This window comes from Rhodanobacter koreensis, from assembly GCF_054782855.1.
The window spans coordinates 138,992-155,269 of record NZ_BAAGRR010000012.1 but is presented as its reverse complement, the minus strand read 5'-3'; the positions used below and the strand labels follow the sequence as shown (position 1 = coordinate 155,269).

The 16,278-nt window shown below is 64.3% G+C and carries 15 protein-coding genes; 5 read left to right on the top strand and 10 right to left on the bottom strand.

Annotated features, from left to right (window positions below):
* Positions 1–34: 34 nt before the first annotated feature.
* The 5 genes from glmS to ACYVKM_RS14325 form a co-directional block, all read right to left on the bottom strand.
* Positions 35–1,864 carry a glutamine--fructose-6-phosphate transaminase (isomerizing) gene (glmS, locus tag ACYVKM_RS14345; protein ID WP_460878293.1) on the bottom strand — a complete coding sequence of 610 codons (1,830 nt, stop codon included), beginning with the start codon at positions 1,862–1,864 and terminating at the stop codon, positions 35–37.
* A 133-nt stretch (positions 1,865–1,997) separates the two neighbouring features.
* Positions 1,998–3,368 (bottom strand): pyridoxal-phosphate dependent enzyme, encoded by a 1,371-nt coding sequence (locus tag ACYVKM_RS14340; protein ID WP_460878292.1) that lies wholly within the window; start codon positions 3,366–3,368, stop codon positions 1,998–2,000.
* 180 nt (positions 3,369–3,548) lie between these two features.
* On the bottom strand, positions 3,549–3,776 hold the full coding sequence (locus tag ACYVKM_RS14335; RefSeq protein WP_460878291.1) for a YdcH family protein: 228 nt from the start codon (positions 3,774–3,776) through the stop codon (positions 3,549–3,551).
* Positions 3,777–4,142: 366 nt separating this feature from the next.
* Positions 4,143–4,802: a hypothetical protein gene (locus ACYVKM_RS14330; RefSeq protein ID WP_460878290.1), complete on the bottom strand. Its 660-nt coding sequence runs from the start codon at positions 4,800–4,802 to the stop codon at positions 4,143–4,145.
* Complete coding sequence (locus ACYVKM_RS14325) at positions 4,799–5,377, bottom strand: DUF4398 domain-containing protein (protein ID WP_460878289.1); 579 nt, start codon at positions 5,375–5,377, stop codon at positions 4,799–4,801. The genes ACYVKM_RS14330 and ACYVKM_RS14325 overlap by 4 nt, the downstream gene beginning before the upstream one ends.
* Before the next feature lie 114 nt (positions 5,378–5,491).
* Between ACYVKM_RS14325 and ACYVKM_RS14320 the strand changes: the two genes are divergently transcribed.
* Positions 5,492–6,577, top strand: a complete 1,086-nt coding sequence (locus ACYVKM_RS14320; protein WP_460878917.1) for a PilT/PilU family type 4a pilus ATPase — start codon at positions 5,492–5,494, stop codon at positions 6,575–6,577.
* Here the strand turns inward: ACYVKM_RS14320 and maiA are convergent.
* Complete coding sequence (gene maiA / locus ACYVKM_RS14315; protein WP_460878288.1) at positions 6,574–7,242, bottom strand: maleylacetoacetate isomerase; 669 nt, start codon at positions 7,240–7,242, stop codon at positions 6,574–6,576. The genes ACYVKM_RS14320 and maiA overlap by 4 nt on opposite strands.
* A 186-nt stretch (positions 7,243–7,428) precedes the next feature.
* Between maiA and ACYVKM_RS14310 the strand changes: the two genes are divergently transcribed.
* Together ACYVKM_RS14310 and ACYVKM_RS14305 are read left to right on the top strand one after the other, a co-directional pair.
* Positions 7,429–8,595, top strand: coding sequence for a phosphoglycerate kinase (locus ACYVKM_RS14310; RefSeq protein WP_460878287.1), 1,167 nt, complete (start codon positions 7,429–7,431; stop codon positions 8,593–8,595).
* The gene (locus tag ACYVKM_RS14305) at positions 8,595–9,233 is read left to right on the top strand and encodes an HAD hydrolase-like protein (RefSeq protein WP_460878286.1); all 639 of its coding nucleotides are present in this window, start codon (positions 8,595–8,597) and stop codon (positions 9,231–9,233) included. The genes ACYVKM_RS14310 and ACYVKM_RS14305 overlap by 1 nt, the downstream gene beginning before the upstream one ends.
* Positions 9,234–9,298: 65 nt before the next feature.
* Here the strand turns inward: ACYVKM_RS14305 and tkt are convergent, their stop codons facing one another.
* Positions 9,299–11,308, bottom strand: coding sequence for a transketolase (gene tkt, locus ACYVKM_RS14300; RefSeq protein ID WP_460878285.1), 2,010 nt, complete (start codon positions 11,306–11,308; stop codon positions 9,299–9,301).
* Between the two features lie 277 nt (positions 11,309–11,585).
* Between tkt and ACYVKM_RS14295 the strand changes: the two genes are divergently transcribed.
* Both ACYVKM_RS14295 and ACYVKM_RS14290 read left to right on the top strand, forming a co-directional pair.
* Positions 11,586–12,170 carry a porin family protein gene (locus tag ACYVKM_RS14295; RefSeq protein ID WP_460878284.1) on the top strand — a complete coding sequence of 195 codons (585 nt, stop codon included), beginning with the start codon at positions 11,586–11,588 and terminating at the stop codon, positions 12,168–12,170.
* Positions 12,171–12,417: 247 nt separating this feature from the next.
* Complete coding sequence (locus ACYVKM_RS14290) at positions 12,418–13,014, top strand: porin family protein (RefSeq protein WP_460878283.1); 597 nt, start codon at positions 12,418–12,420, stop codon at positions 13,012–13,014.
* A 101-nt stretch (positions 13,015–13,115) separates the two neighbouring features.
* Here ACYVKM_RS14290 and ACYVKM_RS14285 read toward each other — a convergent pair whose 3' ends face one another.
* From ACYVKM_RS14285 to pyk, 3 genes are all read right to left on the bottom strand, one after another.
* Entirely contained in the window at positions 13,116–14,120 is a 1,005-nt protein-coding gene (locus tag ACYVKM_RS14285; protein WP_460878282.1) for a class I fructose-bisphosphate aldolase, read from the bottom strand.
* Between the two features lie 133 nt (positions 14,121–14,253).
* Positions 14,254–14,697 carry an energy transducer TonB gene (locus tag ACYVKM_RS14280; RefSeq protein ID WP_460878281.1) on the bottom strand — a complete coding sequence of 148 codons (444 nt, stop codon included), beginning with the start codon at positions 14,695–14,697 and terminating at the stop codon, positions 14,254–14,256.
* A gap of 97 nt (positions 14,698–14,794) precedes the next feature.
* Positions 14,795–16,270, bottom strand: a complete 1,476-nt coding sequence (gene pyk, locus ACYVKM_RS14275; RefSeq protein WP_460878280.1) for a pyruvate kinase — start codon at positions 16,268–16,270, stop codon at positions 14,795–14,797.
* Positions 16,271–16,278 lie beyond the last annotated feature (8 nt).

Genomic DNA, 16,278 nt, shown 5'->3' with positions numbered 1-16,278 from the left:
AAATCTTCGGCGTTTAAAACCAGCCCCGTTGGAGTTACTCCACCGTCACCGACTTGGCCAGATTGCGTGGCTGATCGACATCGGTGCCGCGCAGCACGGCGACGTGGTAGGCCAGCAGCTGCAGTGGCACGGTGAACACCGCCGGTGCGATGAAGCTGCCACCGGATTCCACACGCAACATCGCACCGTGACCGGCCATGTCATCCATGCCGGCGTTGCCGTCGGCGAACACGATCAGGCGGCCGCCGCGGGCGCGCACTTCCTGCAGGTTGGACTTGAGCTTGTCCAGCAACGGGCCATTCGGCGCCACCGCCACCACCGGCATGTTCTCGTCGACCAGCGCGAGCGGGCCGTGCTTGAGTTCGCCGGCGGCATAGGCTTCGGCATGGATGTAGGAAATTTCCTTGAGCTTCAGCGCGCCCTCCATCGCCACTGGATACTGCACGCCGCGACCAAGGAACAGCGCATGCTGGCGATGCATGAATTCGGCCGACAGCTCGATGATCGCCGGTTCCAGTTTCAGTGCATTCTCGAGCGCACGCGGCAAGTGCTGCAGTTCCGCACATAGCGCGGCGTAACGCTGCGGATCGAGGCCATTGCGCTGGGCCAGTTCCAGCGCTAGCAGCGCCAGACCAGCGAGCTGGGTGGTAAAGGCCTTGGTCGAGGCGACGCCGATCTCGGGACCGGCGCGAGTCATCAGTTTCAGATCGGCCTCGCGCACCAGCGAAGATTCGGGCACGTTGCAGATCGCCAGCGTGCCGAGGTAGCCGCGCCGGCGCGATTCGCGCAGCGCCGCCAGCGTGTCGGCGGTTTCGCCGGACTGCGAGATGGCGACGAACAAGGTATCCGCCGACACCACCGCCTCGCGGTAGCGGTACTCGCTGGCCACCTCCACGTTCACCGGCAGTCTTGCGTATTCCTCGATCCAGTATTTGGCGACCAGGCCAGCGTGATAGCTGGTGCCACAGGCGATGATGTGCAGACCGCGGGTGCGCTGCAACAGTGCGTCGCTGTCGATGCCAAAGATGTTCGGCAGCACACCGTGCGGGCCAAGGCGCGCTTCCAGCGTGTTGGCCACGGCGTGCGGCTGCTCGAAAATCTCCTTCTGCATGTAGTGGCGATACTCTCCGCGTTCCACTGCGTCGGTGGACAGTTCGCTCTCGTGCACCGTGCGCTCGACCGAGTGCCCGTCGAGACCGTAGATCTGCACCGAGTTGCGGGTGATCTCCACCACGTCGCCCTCGTCGAGATACAACATCTTGTTGGTGACCTGAATCAGCGCCTGCGCGTCCGAGCCGAGGAAGTTCTCGCCGATGCCCACGCCGACCAGCAGCGGTGCGCCGCGGCGGGCGCCGACTACCCGGCCCGGTTCGTCGCGGCTGATGACGGCGATCGCGTAGGCACCTTCCAGCTCGCGCACGGTGGCCAGCACTGCCTCGCGCAGGTTCAATCCCTGGCCGATGCGTTCATCGATCAGCGCCGCCATCACCTCGGTATCGGTGTCCGAGCCGAACACGTGGCCGCGCGTCTGCAACTCGGCACGCAGGTTCGCGTAATTCTCGATGATGCCGTTGTGCACGATCGCCACGCGACCGGCCACATGTGGATGCGCATTCGCCTCGTTCGGCACGCCATGCGTGGCCCAACGGGTGTGCGCGATGCCGGTGCCCCCGGGGAACGGATTGGCCAGATACTGCGATTCCATCTCGCGCACCTTGCCCTTGGCCCGCACGCGGCGAATCTCGCCCTGGCCGAGCACAGCCACGCCGGAAGAATCATAACCGCGGTATTCCAGCGCCTTGAGGCCGACGATCAGCAGTGGCGCGACGTCGCGCTGGGCAGTGGCAGCAACAATTCCGCACATGGGCGAATCCTCCTCATGATGGGGGCGAGGCTTCGGGCCCCGTCACAGACAACCATTCTGGCGAGGCTGCATTACTGCCAGCTTTCGTGACACACGCCAATCCATCGCGGCATGTTTCATCGCATCAATTGGCTTAGTTCACTTTCCGGCGCAGATAGTTCAACAGGTCGATACGGGTGATCAGGCCCAGGAACTGCTCGCCGTCCACCACGATCGCCACGTGCCCACGCTCGAACACCGGCAGCAGCGCCTCGATCGGCTCGCTCACCGCGAGCATCTGCAGGTTGGTCATCATCGCGGTGGAAACCGGGTCGCGGAAGCGCGTCTCGTCGGCATGCACATGCATCAGTACATCCGATTCGTCGACGATGCCGACCAGCCTGTGGCCGTCCATCACCGGCAGCTGCGACACGTCGTACAACTTCATGCGGGTATAGGCGGTGATCAGCAGTTCGTTCGGACCGATCACCACAGTGTCGCGCTGCGCAAACGGGCGCAGCAGCAGGTCGCGCAGGTCACCGTGCTGTTTGCGTTCGAGGAAGCCGTTGTCGAGCATCCAGTAGTCGTTGTACATCTTCGACAAGTACTTGTTGCCGGTGTCGCAGACCAGGGTCACCACCCGCTTCGAGCTGACCTGCTCGCGGCAGTATTTCAACGCCGCAGCCACCAGGGTGCCGGTGGACGAGCCGCCCAGCATGCCTTCCTTGGCCAGCAATTCGCGCGCAGTGAGGAAGCTCTCCTTGTCGGAGATCGCATAGGCTTTCTTTACCCGGGTGAAATCACTGATGCTGGGCAGAAAGTCCTCGCCAATACCTTCAACCATCCAGCTTGCCGACTTGGTCGAGAGCGTACCTTCGTTGATGTACTGCGCCAGGATCGAGCCGACCGGATCGGCCAGGATCATTTCCGTCTGTGGCGAGTGCTCGGCGAAGAATTTGGACAGGCCGCTCAGGGTGCCGGACGAACCGCAGCCCAGCACTACCGCATCGACTTTGCCATCCATCTGCTCGAGGATTTCCGGGCCAGTGGTCTGGATGTGCGCCGCTGGATTGTCCGGGTTGCCAAACTGGTTGATGAAGTACGCACCCGGCGTTTCGCGCGCGATGCGTTCGGCCATGTCCTGGTAATACTCCGGATGACCCTTGGCCACATCCGAACGGGTCAGCACGACCTCGGCGCCCATCGCCTTGAGATTGAAGATCTTCTCGCGGCTCATCTTGTCCGGCACCACCAGGATCAGGCGGTAGCCTTTCTGCTGTGCCACCAGTGCCAGACCCAGCCCGGTATTGCCGGCCGTGCCTTCGACCAGGGTATCGCCCGGTTTGATCCGGCCAGTCTTCTCGGCGCCCTCGATCATCGACAGGCCGATGCGGTCCTTGATCGAACCACCAGGATTGGCGCTCTCGAGCTTGAGGAACAGCTCGCACGGCCCGGTGTCCAGGCGCTGCGCGCGCACCATCGGGGTACGTCCAATCAGTTCGAGGACACTCTGGTGGACCGTCATGGGGGCTCCGCAGCTCAGGAACGCCGGTCACGCAGGCAGCGTGTCGACCCGGCAAGACCGCCATGATAACCGAGCCGCCCAAGCACACGCCCCAGACACACACCGGAAACGCTGCGGCCCCGGCGTTTTCCCTGTACATCTGGGAAAGCCCGGGGCCGCGCTTCGCGTAAAACCGCAGATTCAGTGGATGAGGTGTGCCCGATCCGCCCACATGCGTTCGAGTCGTGCCTTGGCGAGCAGCTTCTCCTTCTTCATGCTGGCCAGGGTGACATCGTCAATCGGAAGTACGCCGATGTCGGCGTCGTGCACCTTGCTGTCAAGTTGTCTGTGATGCTGGTAGAGCCGGCGGAACTCGGCATCGGCTTTCATCAATGCCTCGACATCCTCACGCTGCTGGTTTTCAAACATAGTCCGACCTCCTCACGAGTGGGTATGCGGTGCCCGGACAGAGGCATCCGCAGACAATTGAACACATGCGCGCAACCACGTCCCGTGCCGGAATACCGGTCAGCGGGAGGGGAGGAAAACGTGGAATGCATGCATGGTTCAGGTCAGTGACCCATGCGGCAGGAATGCCCCATGGGACTCCGACCCTACTCCCCCGATCCGGGTGGTGCAAGCCTCGCAGACAGGTTCGGGCGATCGCCTTGATCAGGACGAAAAACCTGTCAAAACAATATTTTACATTGACGTAACTAAAGCCCCGGGCAAGCCAGCCGCCGGCCACCCGCGAACCAGTGACCATAGGGGCTCAGGAGCCTTGAGCACTACCGCTCAAGGCTGGCCGTCGGACTTCTTGGGGTGCTTTTTCGGCGCGGTCGCCGGGGTGTCCGTCGTGCTGCCATCCTGCATCTGCGAACGCATCGCCTTCGCCGCCTCAGCCGCCAGCGCGGCTTCGTGACGGGCTGCCCTGGCTACCTTGGCTTGCGCCGCTGCCAGCTTCTTCGCCTGGTCGGCTTCCGCACGCGCCTGATCGGCCGCCTGCGAATAGGCCTGCCCCTGCTCCTGCAGGCGTGCGGCTTCTTCCTGGGCCAGCTGGGACTGCAGGCGCTGGCGCTCCAGCTCGCGGCGCGCGATTTCCGTCTCGCGCCGGCTGTTGTCGAGCATGATCTGGTCGTGCTCGCGGTCGAGCTGGGTCAACTTGGTCTGGGCGTCCTGCAGCTGGGCGGCCGTCTTGGCCAGATCCACTCGCCGTTCCGCCAGATACAACGCATGGGCCCGATCGTGCCGACCGGCTTGCGCGAGCCGGTTGATCGCATCGCGCGCGCGCGCTTGTTCGGCCTGGGCGTAGTTGCCCAGGCTGGGGTCATTGGCCAGCTGGTCAAGACTGCTGGTCAGGCGACTGATGTCGATGTCGTCCTGCCGGGCATGGGCGGCTCCCATGGTCGCCAGTACCAGTGCGATCGCGGCAAGCGTGATGGTGAACCGTTTCATGGCTGGCCTCCCTGGGTGCTGGAGCTTGAGGCTGGCGGCTGGTTGTCGGTGGGCACGGTCTGGAAACCGCTACCCGGAGGTGGTGCGGACAGCACGGACGAAGCCGGTGCCGGCATGTCCTCGGTCGGTGCCGGACTGGAAGACCCGGCAGCGGCCGGTGCCGCCTCCTGCTGCTGGGCCTCGGCCTCGGCCTGCTCGCCCTGGGCGCGCAGGCGGGAATTCTCCTGGACCTTGCTCTGGATCTGCGCGCGGGTCGCGCCCAACCGCGCCTTGGCTCGAGCCAGGTCGGCATCCGCACGGGACTCCTCGGCCAGCGCAGCCGCGTCGACATATTTGCGCTCGGCCATGGCCGCCTGGGCTTGCTGGAACTTGTCCTGCGCAAAACCCAGATCGACCGGCGCGTAATCGGCCGCGCCGGCATCGCGCGCCGCCTGCAGCTGCGTCTGCGCCATGTTCATCGAATCATCCGGCGGGGGCACCGTGGCACAGCCGGCCAGCGCCAGGGTCAGCGCCAGGGCGACCGTAGTCGCGCGGATGCGGCGGGGGGACCCGGCCGGCAGGGAAAAGATGTGCACCGTCACATTCCTCGTAGTGTGTCGCAGCGTATTGTGGGCAGGCATAATCCATCATTGCAACGCGCATTTCAGAAACAGGGGACTTTTGTGGATATCGGTTACTTCCTCAAGCTTATGGTAGACAAGGGCGCGTCGGACATGTTCCTGACGACGGGCGCCCCGGTGAACATCAAGGTCGAGGGAAAACTCTATCCACTGGGCAACACCGGCCTGCCCGGCGGCATGGTCAAGAAGATCGCCTATTCGCTGATGGACGAGGGCCAGGTGCCGCAGTTCGAGCGCAACCTCGAACTCAACATGGCACTGGCGGTGAAGGAAGCCGGCCGCTTCCGCATCAACGTGTTCAAGCAGCGCGGCGAGGTGGGCATGGTGATCCGCGCGATCAAGAGCGAGATCCCCAGCATCGACCAGTTGCAGCTGCCGTCGATCTTTCGCGAACTGATCATGGAGCCGCGTGGGCTGATCCTGGTGGTCGGCGCCACCGGTTCGGGCAAGTCGACCACGCTGGCGGCGATGATCGACCAGCGCAACACCAACTCGTCCGGCCACATCCTCACCATCGAGGATCCGATCGAGTATCTGCACCGGCACAAGAAGTCGATCGTCAACCAGCGCGAGGTCGGGCTGGATACGCACAGCTACCACGAGGCGCTGAAGAACGCGATGCGCGAGGCGCCGGACGTGATCATGATCGGCGAAATCCGCGACACCGATACGATGGAAGCGGCCATCGCGTTCTCCGAAACCGGCCACCTGTGCCTTGCCACATTGCACTCCAACAATGCCGACCAGACGCTGGAGCGCATCCTCAACTTCTTCCCGGAATCGGCGCACAAGAACGTGTTGATGAACCTGGCGCTGAACCTGCGCGCGGTGATCAGCCAGCGCCTGGTGATCGGCAAGGACGGTCGCCGCATTCCGGCTGCCGAGGTGCTGCTGAATACCCCGCTGATCCGCGACATGATCCGCCGCGGTCAGATCCACGAAATCAAGGAAGCGATGGACCGCAGCCTGCAGGAAGGCATGCAGACCTTCGACCAGTCGCTGTACCGGTTGTACAAGGAAGGCCGCGTGGAACTGGAGGAGGCGCTCAACAAGTCCGATTCGCGCGACGGCCTGGCGCTGAAGATCCGGCTCGCGGAAGGCGGCAGCAGCAATCAGGAATTGGCCGGCAACGATCCGTACGGCATGGGCTTCTAGCCTGGTGGCGCATCCGGCTGCGCTTCCGGCACGGCCCGCCGGAACGCATCCAGTTCACTGCAGGCCTGATGAATGCGCCGCAAGGTCGGGTAGTCGTCCAGCGGCAATTTCCAGCGCAGCGCGTTGTAGAACTGCGGCACCAGACAGGCGTCGGCCATGCCCGGAGTCTCGCCGCGGCAGTAACGGCCGGTTGCCGCATTGTCGGCCAGCATCGCCTCCATCGCCTTGAAGCCCGTGGCGATCCAGTGCCGCGACCATTCCGCACGTTGCGCCTCGTCGGCACCGAGCTGTGATTCGAGCCGGTTCAGCACACGCAGATTGCCCAGTGGATGGATGTCGCAGGCCACCGTCATGGCCAACGCGCGCACCTGCGCCCGCCCCCGCGCATCGACCGGCAGCAGCGCCGTTTCCGGCTCGGGATACATCTCGTCGAGATATTCCATGATCGCCAGCGACTGGGTCAGTACCCGGTCGCCATCGAGCAGACAGGGAATCAGCTCCTGCGGATTGAGCGTGCGATAGTCATCCGCATGCTGCTCGCCGCCGTCGCGCAACAGGTGCACCGGCCGCGTTTCGTAACTCAAACCCTTGAGATTCAGCGCGATGCGTACGCGATAGGCCGCGCTGGAACGCCAGTAGCCGTAGAGCACCAAACCGGTAGTCATGCTTCGCCCCCTTGCACGGAAGTGGCAGTCTAGCCCCAGTTTGGGCCACGCGGATGGCTGGCGACAATTGCCGCTTTGGCCTATGGCCGTTTGCATCGACGCGTGGGCCACCGGACAATAGCCGGTTGCCGCCTCTCGGTGGCGATTTCAAACCATCACTGGAGTTCTGCCGTGTCAGTCATCCGCATGAGTGACCTTGATTTGCGCGACCAGCGCGTCCTGATCCGCGAGGATCTGAATGTGCCGATCGACGATCACGGCCAGATCACGTCGGCCCAGCGCCTCGATGCGGCCCTGCCCACGATCAAGGCCGCTCGCGATGCCGGTGCGAAGGTGCTGGTGCTGTCGCATCTGGGCCGCCCGAAAGAAGGCCGGTTCGATGCCGAATCCTCGCTGGCGCCGGTGGCGCAGTGGCTGGGCGACAGGCTCGGCACGCCGGTGCGGCTGCTGGCCGACTACCTCGACGGTGTCGAGGTGGCTGCAGGTGAAGTGGTGCTGCTGGAAAACTGCCGCATGAACATCGGCGAGGGCAAGGACGACGAGACGCTGGCGAAGAAATACGCCGCACTGTGCGACATCTTCGTGATGGACGCCTTCGGCACCGCACACCGCGCCCAGGCCTCCACCCATGGCGTGATCCGGTTCGCCCCGATCGCCGCCGCCGGTCCGCTGCTGTCGGCGGAACTGGACGCGCTGGGCAAGGCGCTGGAACACCCGGCGCATCCGCTGCTGGCGATCGTCGCCGGCTCCAAGGTATCCACCAAACTGACCCTGCTGGACAATCTGATCGGCAAGGTCGACCAGCTGATCGTCGGCGGCGGCATCGCGAATACCTTCATCGCCGCGATGGGTCATTCGATCGGCAACTCGCTGTACGAGCCGGACCTGATCGACGCCGCGAAGAAGGTGCTCGCCGATGCGAAGCGCCGCGGCGTCGAAGTGCCGATGCCGGTCGACGTGGTGGTGGCGCCGGCGTTTTCCGCGCAGGCGCCGGCCACGGTGAAACCGGTCGACCAGGTCAACGACGGTGAGCTGATCCTCGACATCGGGCCGCAGACCGCAGCCCGTTACGCCGAGCTGATCGCCAAAGCCGGCACCGTAGTATGGAACGGCCCGGTCGGCGTGTTCGAATTCGACGCGTTCGGCAAGGGCACCGAGACGCTGGCGCGCGCGATCGCCGACTCCAAGGCATTTTCGATCGCTGGCGGCGGCGACACGCTCGCGGCGGTCGACAAGTACGGCATCGCCGACCAGGTGTCGTACATCTCCACCGGTGGCGGCGCCTTCCTCGAATTCCTCGAAGGCAAGGAATTGCCGGCCGTCACCGCGCTGAAGGCGCGAGCCACGAAGTAATGCTCTGCCTGTTCGACCTCGACGGCACCCTGATCGATTCCGAGCATGGCATCACGGCATGCGTGAAACATGCGCTGGCACGGCTGGCCGTTCCAGCGCCGACGCATGAGGAACTGCGTGGCTGGATCGGGCCGCCGTTGCGGCACAGCTTCGCGCCGTTGCTGGACCACGATGCCGAACGGATCGAGGCCGCCGTTGCGTATTACCACGAACGTTTCGATACGCACGGTTGGCGCGAGCACGAGATCTATCCAGGCATCGAATCGCTGATCGAGCGACTGCTTGCCGCCGGCCACCGGCTGGCCGTGGTGACCAGCAAGCCGCACCAGCACGCGGCACCCATCGTTGCCCATCTTCCCTTCGGCGATGCCTTCCTGCGCCTGTACGGCCCGGATCCCGGAAGTGCTCACAGCGAGAAGGCCTCGATGATCGCCACGGCACTGAGCGACTTCGATGTCAGGCCGATCGACGCCGTGATGATCGGCGACCGCCGCTTCGACATCAAAGGCGCTCTGGCCAATGATGTTCGCGGCATTGGTGTGTTGTGGGGTTTCGGCACACGCACGGAACTGGAACAGGCAGGCGCTCACGCGATTGCCGCCACTCCGGACGAACTGGCCAATATGCTGACAATCTGATCGCCTTCCAGGCCACAAGAAAGCCGCGGCACGCCGCGGCTTTTCTGCATTCTGCGACGATGCGATCAGCGGATGACGCGTTTCACCGCATCCACCACATGCGCCACGCTGAAGCCGAAATGCTCGAACAGCTGCGGCGCCGGCGCGGAGGCACCGAACGTGGTCATACCGACCACCTCGCCGTCCAGGCCCACATACTTGCACCAGAAGTCGGCCGTCGCCGCTTCCACCGCGACGCGGGCACGGCACCAGCCGGGCAGCACACCTTCGCGGTATTCCAGCGGCTGCACGTCGAACACCTCGGTGCATGGCATCGACACCACGCGCACCGCCACGTTCTGCTGCGCCAGCGTGCGTGCCGCCTCCATCGCCAGTTCCACTTCCGAACCGGTGGCGATCAGGATCGCCTGGAACTTCGTGTCCAGCGGATCGGATAGCACGTAGCCACCGCGCATGATGTCGGCGACCTGCTGCGCGCTGCGCTGCTGATGCTTCAGATTCTGCCGCGAGAAGACCAGGCAGGCCGGCGCGCCCTTGCGCTCGATCGCGGCCTTCCACGATGCGGCCGATTCCACCGCGTCACACGGACGCCACAGCTGGTTGTTCGGGATGTAGCGCAGCGAGGCCAGATGCTCGACCGGCTGATGGGTCGGACCGTCCTCGCCCAGACCGATCGAGTCATGCGTATAGACGTGGATCGCATGCGCCGGGATCAGCGCGCTCATGCGCACCGCATTGCGCGCATAGTCGGAGAACACCAGGAAGGTGGCGTCGTACGGAATGAAGCCGCCGTGCAGAGCCACGCCATTGGCGATCGCACTCATGCCGAACTCGCGCACGCCGTAGTAGATGTAGTTGCCCTTGCCGTCCGAGCTGTTGCCGGTGGCGGCATCGAGGCTGCCCTTCCATTTGGTGAGGTTGGAGCCGGCCAGGTCGGCCGAACCGCCGATCAGTTCCGGCAGCAGCGGACCGAACGCATCCAGCGTCATCTGCGAGGCCTTGCGGCTCGCTACTTCCGGGCCTTCGGCTTGCAGCTTGGCGACATAGGCTTGCGACTTCTCAGCCCAGTCGGCCGGCAGCTCGCCGGCGAGACGGCGCTTGAGCTCCGCGGCGAGTTCCGGATGCGCAGTGGCGTAGTTTGCAAAGGCATCGTTCCAGCTCTGCTCGCGCTTGCTGCCGGCAGCCTTGGCATCCCAACCGGCGTAGATCTCGGCCGGAATCTCGAACGGGGCGTAGTTCCAGCCCAGTTGTGCGCGGGCCGCAGCGATCTCGTTCTTGCCCAGCGCGGCGCCGTGGCTCTCTTCCTTGCCCTGCTTGTTCGGCGCACCGAAACCAATGATGGTCTTGGCGCAGATCAGGGTGGGCTTGTCGCCCTGCGCGGTAGCGGCGGCAATCGCCTTCTTCACGGCCTCGGCATCGTGCCCGTCGACGCCACGGACCACATTCCAGCCATACGCCTCGAAGCGTGCCGGGGTGTCGTCGGTGAACCAGCCGTGCACTTCGCCGTCGATCGAGATGCCGTTGTCATCGTAGATCGCAACCAGCTTGCCCAGTTGCCAGGTGCCGGCCAGCGAGGCGACCTCGTGCGAAATGCCCTCCATCAGGCAACCGTCGCCGAGGAAGACATAAGTGTGGTGATCGACGACGTCGTGGCCCGGACGGTTGAAATGCGCTGCCAGCACCTTCTCGGCCAGTGCAAAACCCACCGCATTGGCCAGACCCTGGCCGAGCGGGCCGGTGGTGGTTTCCACGCCCGGAGTTTCGCTGGCTTCCGGATGGCCGGCGGTCTTCGAATGCAGCTGGCGGAAGCGCTTAAGCTGCTCGATCGGCAGGTCGAAGCCGGTCAGGTGCAGCAAGGCGTACTGCAGCATCGAGCCGTGGCCGTTGGAAAGCACGAAACGATCCCGATTCGGCCACTTCGGATTGGCCGGGTTGAACTGCAGGAAGTCGTTCCACAGCACTTCGGCGATATCCGCCATACCCATCGGCATGCCCGGATGGCCGGAATTGGCCGCCTCCACGGCGTCCATGGCAAGGGCGCGCACGGCGTTGGCGAGTTCGCGGCGGGTGGTCATCAGGTCGTTCTCCGGGCTGGCGTCGGCGAAAAGCGGGCATTGTCGCCGATCACTGGGAATATGTCGCCCGCACTTCAGCCGGAGGGCGCGTCGATTTGTCCTCGCCCAGTGGCTTGACATTAACTCGCGCTTAATTCTGAACCATCCGGTATTGAAACCCTTCAGGCACGTCACGATCTAATCGCCCGGCACTGCAATCCCATGCAGCTGCCAAAGCCGCGGCCACACCTTTCCCCGAGGCCCCGCGGCCTGGACCCAGAACAAGAGGAATACCCCCATGAACAAGACGCTACTTGCCATTGCCTTCACAGCCGCCGGCCTGGTGGCCATCCCCGCCGCCCAAGCCCAGAGCACCACTCCCACCGCCCAGCAAGGCTGGTATGTCGGCGCCAACGCCGGTTACTCCGACCTCAGCAAGGGCCCGTATGACAACGGCGCACCCGACGGTGGCGTGAAGGGGGGCTACCGCTTCGCAATCAACCCGGAAACCTCGCTCGGCGTGGAAGTCGGCTACCAGTATCTGGGTCGCGTCAGCGCCCGTGGTCAGGCCGGTGACGACTCCGTCAAGTCGAAGCTGCGCGGGACCACCGCCGGTCTCGACCTGCGCTACAACCTCAGCCCGAGCTGGTATGGCGAATTGCGCGGCGGTGCGTTCTACGCGCAGGGCGAAGGCCTCACCGACACCGCGAACCCCACGTTCACCCAGTTCAACCGCACGCAGTACTACGCCGGCGCCGGCGTGGGCTACAACATCACGCCGCAGTGGAGCCTGGGCCTGAACTACGACTATTACAACGGCACGGGCAGGAACGTCGAGTTGCAGACGAGCGCCTATACGGTCAGCACGGAATACCGCTTCTGATCGCTGGCGTTACCGCCTGTGGTGCTACGAAACGGGCGCTCCGGTGCCCGTTTTCTTTCGCATCCGATGCATCTTCGACGTAAAACTTAATTTAACCTTAATACTATACTGACAAGTATTGAATCTTTCCCGAACGGCTCCATCTAACTGTTCGGTGCTTGCCAAGCTTCGGCTTGGCCACATCCGGCGCCGCGCCCATTTCCCCAACCGGCCGGCGACCGTTTTTGTCATAACAAGGAGACTCTCCATGAAAAAGACACTACTTGCCCTCGCTCTTGCTGCAGCCGGCACCCTCACCATTCCCGCCGCCTTTGCGCAGAGCGCGCCCGCCGACAACGGTGGCTGGTTCATCAACGGCAATGTCGGCCGTACCGCCATCAATCAGGGTCCGTACGACAACGGCCACGACACCGGCTATGCGCTCAATGGTGGCTACCGCTGGTCGCTGGCGCCGAACTTCTCGCTGGGCGCCGAAGTGGGTTACAACGACCTGGGCAATATCCACGCGAAGAACGTCTTCAACAGCCAGCCGGTGATTGCCCCGGGCAAATCCCAGCTGCACGGCTGGACCGCCGGTGCCAATGCACACCTCAACCTCAGCCCGAACTGGTACATCAGCGGCCGTGCCGGCCTCTACAGCTGGACGGGCCACGGCCTCAGCAATGACGTCAACCCGGTCAACAAGGGCCTGAGCGACAACAGCTGGTACGGTGGCGCCGGTGTGGGCTACAACATCACCAGCAACCTCAGCGTGGGTCTGAACTACGACTACTTCGACGCCAAGAAGCACAACGTCGACCTGAGCACCGACATGGTCTCGGCCAGCGCGGAATACCGCTTCTGATCGATTGATCCATGGTCTGCAACGAAAACGGGCGCCGCGAGGCGCCCGTTTTTTTGTACCTCAGCGCGCCTGGACGGCTCGCTGGATGCGCTTTCGTTCGATCAGCCGTTCCACTGGCCCAGCGCGGCCAGGCCGTTGTCGCGCGCGCGGGCGTGCACGGTCTTCTGCGCTTCGGCGTAGTTCGCCTTCATGTCCTTCGCCCACAGCTTCAGCGCCGCCTGCTGCATGGCGCGCCCGTAGGAGAACGACAGCGGCCACGGGTGCGGACCGATCTGGTTCATCGCATTCAGATGCGCGGTGGACTGCTGGTCGGTCTGGCCACCGGAAAGGAACACGATGCCCGGCAGTGACGCCGGCACGGTGGTCTTGAGCACGCGCACGGTGGCCTCGGCCACTTCCTCGACATCGACCTGCTCGTCCGATTCCTTGCCCGGAATGACCATGCTGACCTTCAGGATGGTGCCTTCCAGCATCACGTTCTGCTCGTACAGCGCATTGAACAGGCTGCGCAGCACCGCCTCGTGCACTTCGTAGCTGACTTCGATGCTGTGGTCGCCGTCCATGATCACTTCGGGCTCGACCATCGGCACGATGCCCGCTTCCTGGCACAGCGCGGCGTAGCGGGCCAGCACATGGCAGTTCGCCTCGATCGCGGTGGAACTGGGGTTGTCTTCGCTGATGTTGATCACGGCACGCCACTTGGCGAACTGCGCACCGAGCTTGGCGTATTCCTGCAGGCGCTCGCGCAGGCCGTCGAGGCCTTCGGTGACCACGTCGCCGGGGAAGCCGGCCAGCGGCACGGGGCCCTTGTCGACCTTGATGCCCGGGATGATGCCGAGCTTCTTCATCAACTGGGTGAACGGCACGCCGTCCTTGGTCGACTGGCGGATCGTCTCGTCGTACAGGATCGCGCCGGAGATGTGCTCGTTCAGGCCCGGCGTGGTCAGCAGCAGCTCACGATAGGCGCGACGATTTTCCTCGGTGTTCTCGATGCCGACGGCCTCGAAGCGCTTCTTGATGGTGTTGGTCGACTCGTCGATGGCGATGATGCCCTTGCCGGGCGCGACCATCGCCAGGGCGATGCTTTCGAGATCTTCAATACTCATGACGACTCCGGTAGCGAGGGCGATGTTCGCCCGCACAAGATAGAAACCGCCTCACAGGCGAAGCGGCATGGTTAAAAACGGCAATTATAGGCCAGTTTGCCAAAAGCGGCCGGGAGTCGGCACTCGCTCTGGCTTACGGTGCGTAGCCGGGCAGCTTGCAGGCATCCATCAGCTGCTGGCGCTGTGCCGGGTCCGCAGGCGCATTGAACGGCACGACGTAATAGGTGGCGACCGGTTCGCCGGTGCGATTGGTCAGCGACGGACCGTAGCGGAAATTGGATACCGCGCTGCGCGCGGCCGGACCCAGATCGCTCTTGGGCACCACCTTGACCACCTGCACGTCCATCGGCACGCCGTCGGAGCCGATCGTGTAGGTCACTGTGGCGCAACCGGGCTTGTCCAGGTTAAGGCCACTGTTCGGCGCATCCATCTGCACCTTGGTGCTGATCAGGATCCAGTAACGATAGAGATTCTGCTGGTCGACCCTGTGAGCCTGCTGCGCCAGTACCGGCGCCACGAAACCCAACGCCAGCGCCAGCAACAGGCCCTGGCCAAACGGACGAAACGACGTTTTCATGGCGATCTCCAGTACAAGCTGCGGTCGGCCCAGAGTGTAACTGCCCCGGCGTCCGTCAGCGGTCGGCGACCGCACGCCGGACAGCCGCGGGCAAGCCTTACAGGTCGCGCAGGCTCTCGACCATGCCGTCGGCGCCGACCGAGAGCAGTTTCAGCGTGTTGGTACCGCCGACGTGGCCGACACGGTCACCGTAGGTGATCACCACGCTGTCGCCCTCGGCCAGCTTGCCCTTCTCGAACAGCAGCTGCACCGCAGCGCGCGTGGAGGAGGCCATGCTCTGCCTCTCGCCGTGGCTGAACTCCACCGGCTGCACGTCGCGCAACACCTGCATGCGCCGACGCGCGGCCGCGAACGGCGACATGCCGTAGATCGGCACCGCGCTGCGGTAGCGCGACAGCCACTGCGCGGTAGCACCGGATTCGGTCAGGGCCACGATCGCCCGCACACCCAGCTGGCCGGCCAGCACCATTGCGGCCAGGGCAATCGCCTGATCGGTACGGTTCATCTGGTGGCTGGCGCCGGCCAGATCCTCCTTCGGCTCGAACTGGCGTTCGGCACCGAGGCAGATCCGGCGCATCGCCGCCACCGCCTTGTCCGGATGTACACCTGCTGCGGTTTCCTCCGACAGCATCACCGCATCGGTGCCGTCGATCACCGCATTGGCGACATCCAGCACCTCGGCACGCGTCGGAATCGGCGAGCGCACCATCGACTGCAGCATCTGCGTGGCGGTGATCACCGCGCGATTGCGCTGCACCGATTCGCGGATGATCTTCTTCTGCAGGCCAGGCAGTTCGGCATCACCGATTTCCACGCCGAGGTCGCCGCGCGCCACCATCACCACGTCGGAGGCATCGATGATCTCGCCCAATACCGGGATCGCATCGGCGCGCTCGATCTTGGCCACCAGCGCCGCACTGCCGCCGGCTTCGTGCAACAGCCGGCGCGCCTGGTGCATGTCCGCGGCCGAACGCACGAAGGACACGGCGAGAAAGTCCGCGCCAATCTCTGCCGCCAGCTTGATATCGGCCTTGTCCTTGTCCGACAGCGCGGTGACCGAGAGGCCGCCGCCCTGCCGGTTGAGGCCCTTGCGATTGGACAACTTGCCGCCGATCAACACGCGGCAACGCACCTCGGCACCGACCACCTCCAGCACGGTCAGTGCAATCAGTCCGTCGTCCAGCAGCAAGACGTCACCGGCATGCACGTCCTGCGGCAATTCGTAATAGCTGACACCGACCCGCGCGGCATCGCCGGCCGGTGCGTCGGGACGGCAATCCAGCACGAACGGGGCGCCATCGACAAGCTCCACCGGACCATTCGCAAATGTCTCGACGCGGATCTTCGGCCCCTGCAGGTCGGCCAGCACACCGACCTCGCGCCCGGCTGCCGCGGAAGCCGCCCGCACCGCGTTGGCGCGTGCACGATGATCATCCGGAATGCCATGCGACAGGTTCAGGCGAACCACGTCGACGCCTTCGGCGATCAATTTCTCGAGCATGCCGGGAGCATCGGTGGCAGGGCCCAGGGTGGCGACGATCTTGGTACGGCGCATTTGGCTATCGGTAGTCATTGCTTCAC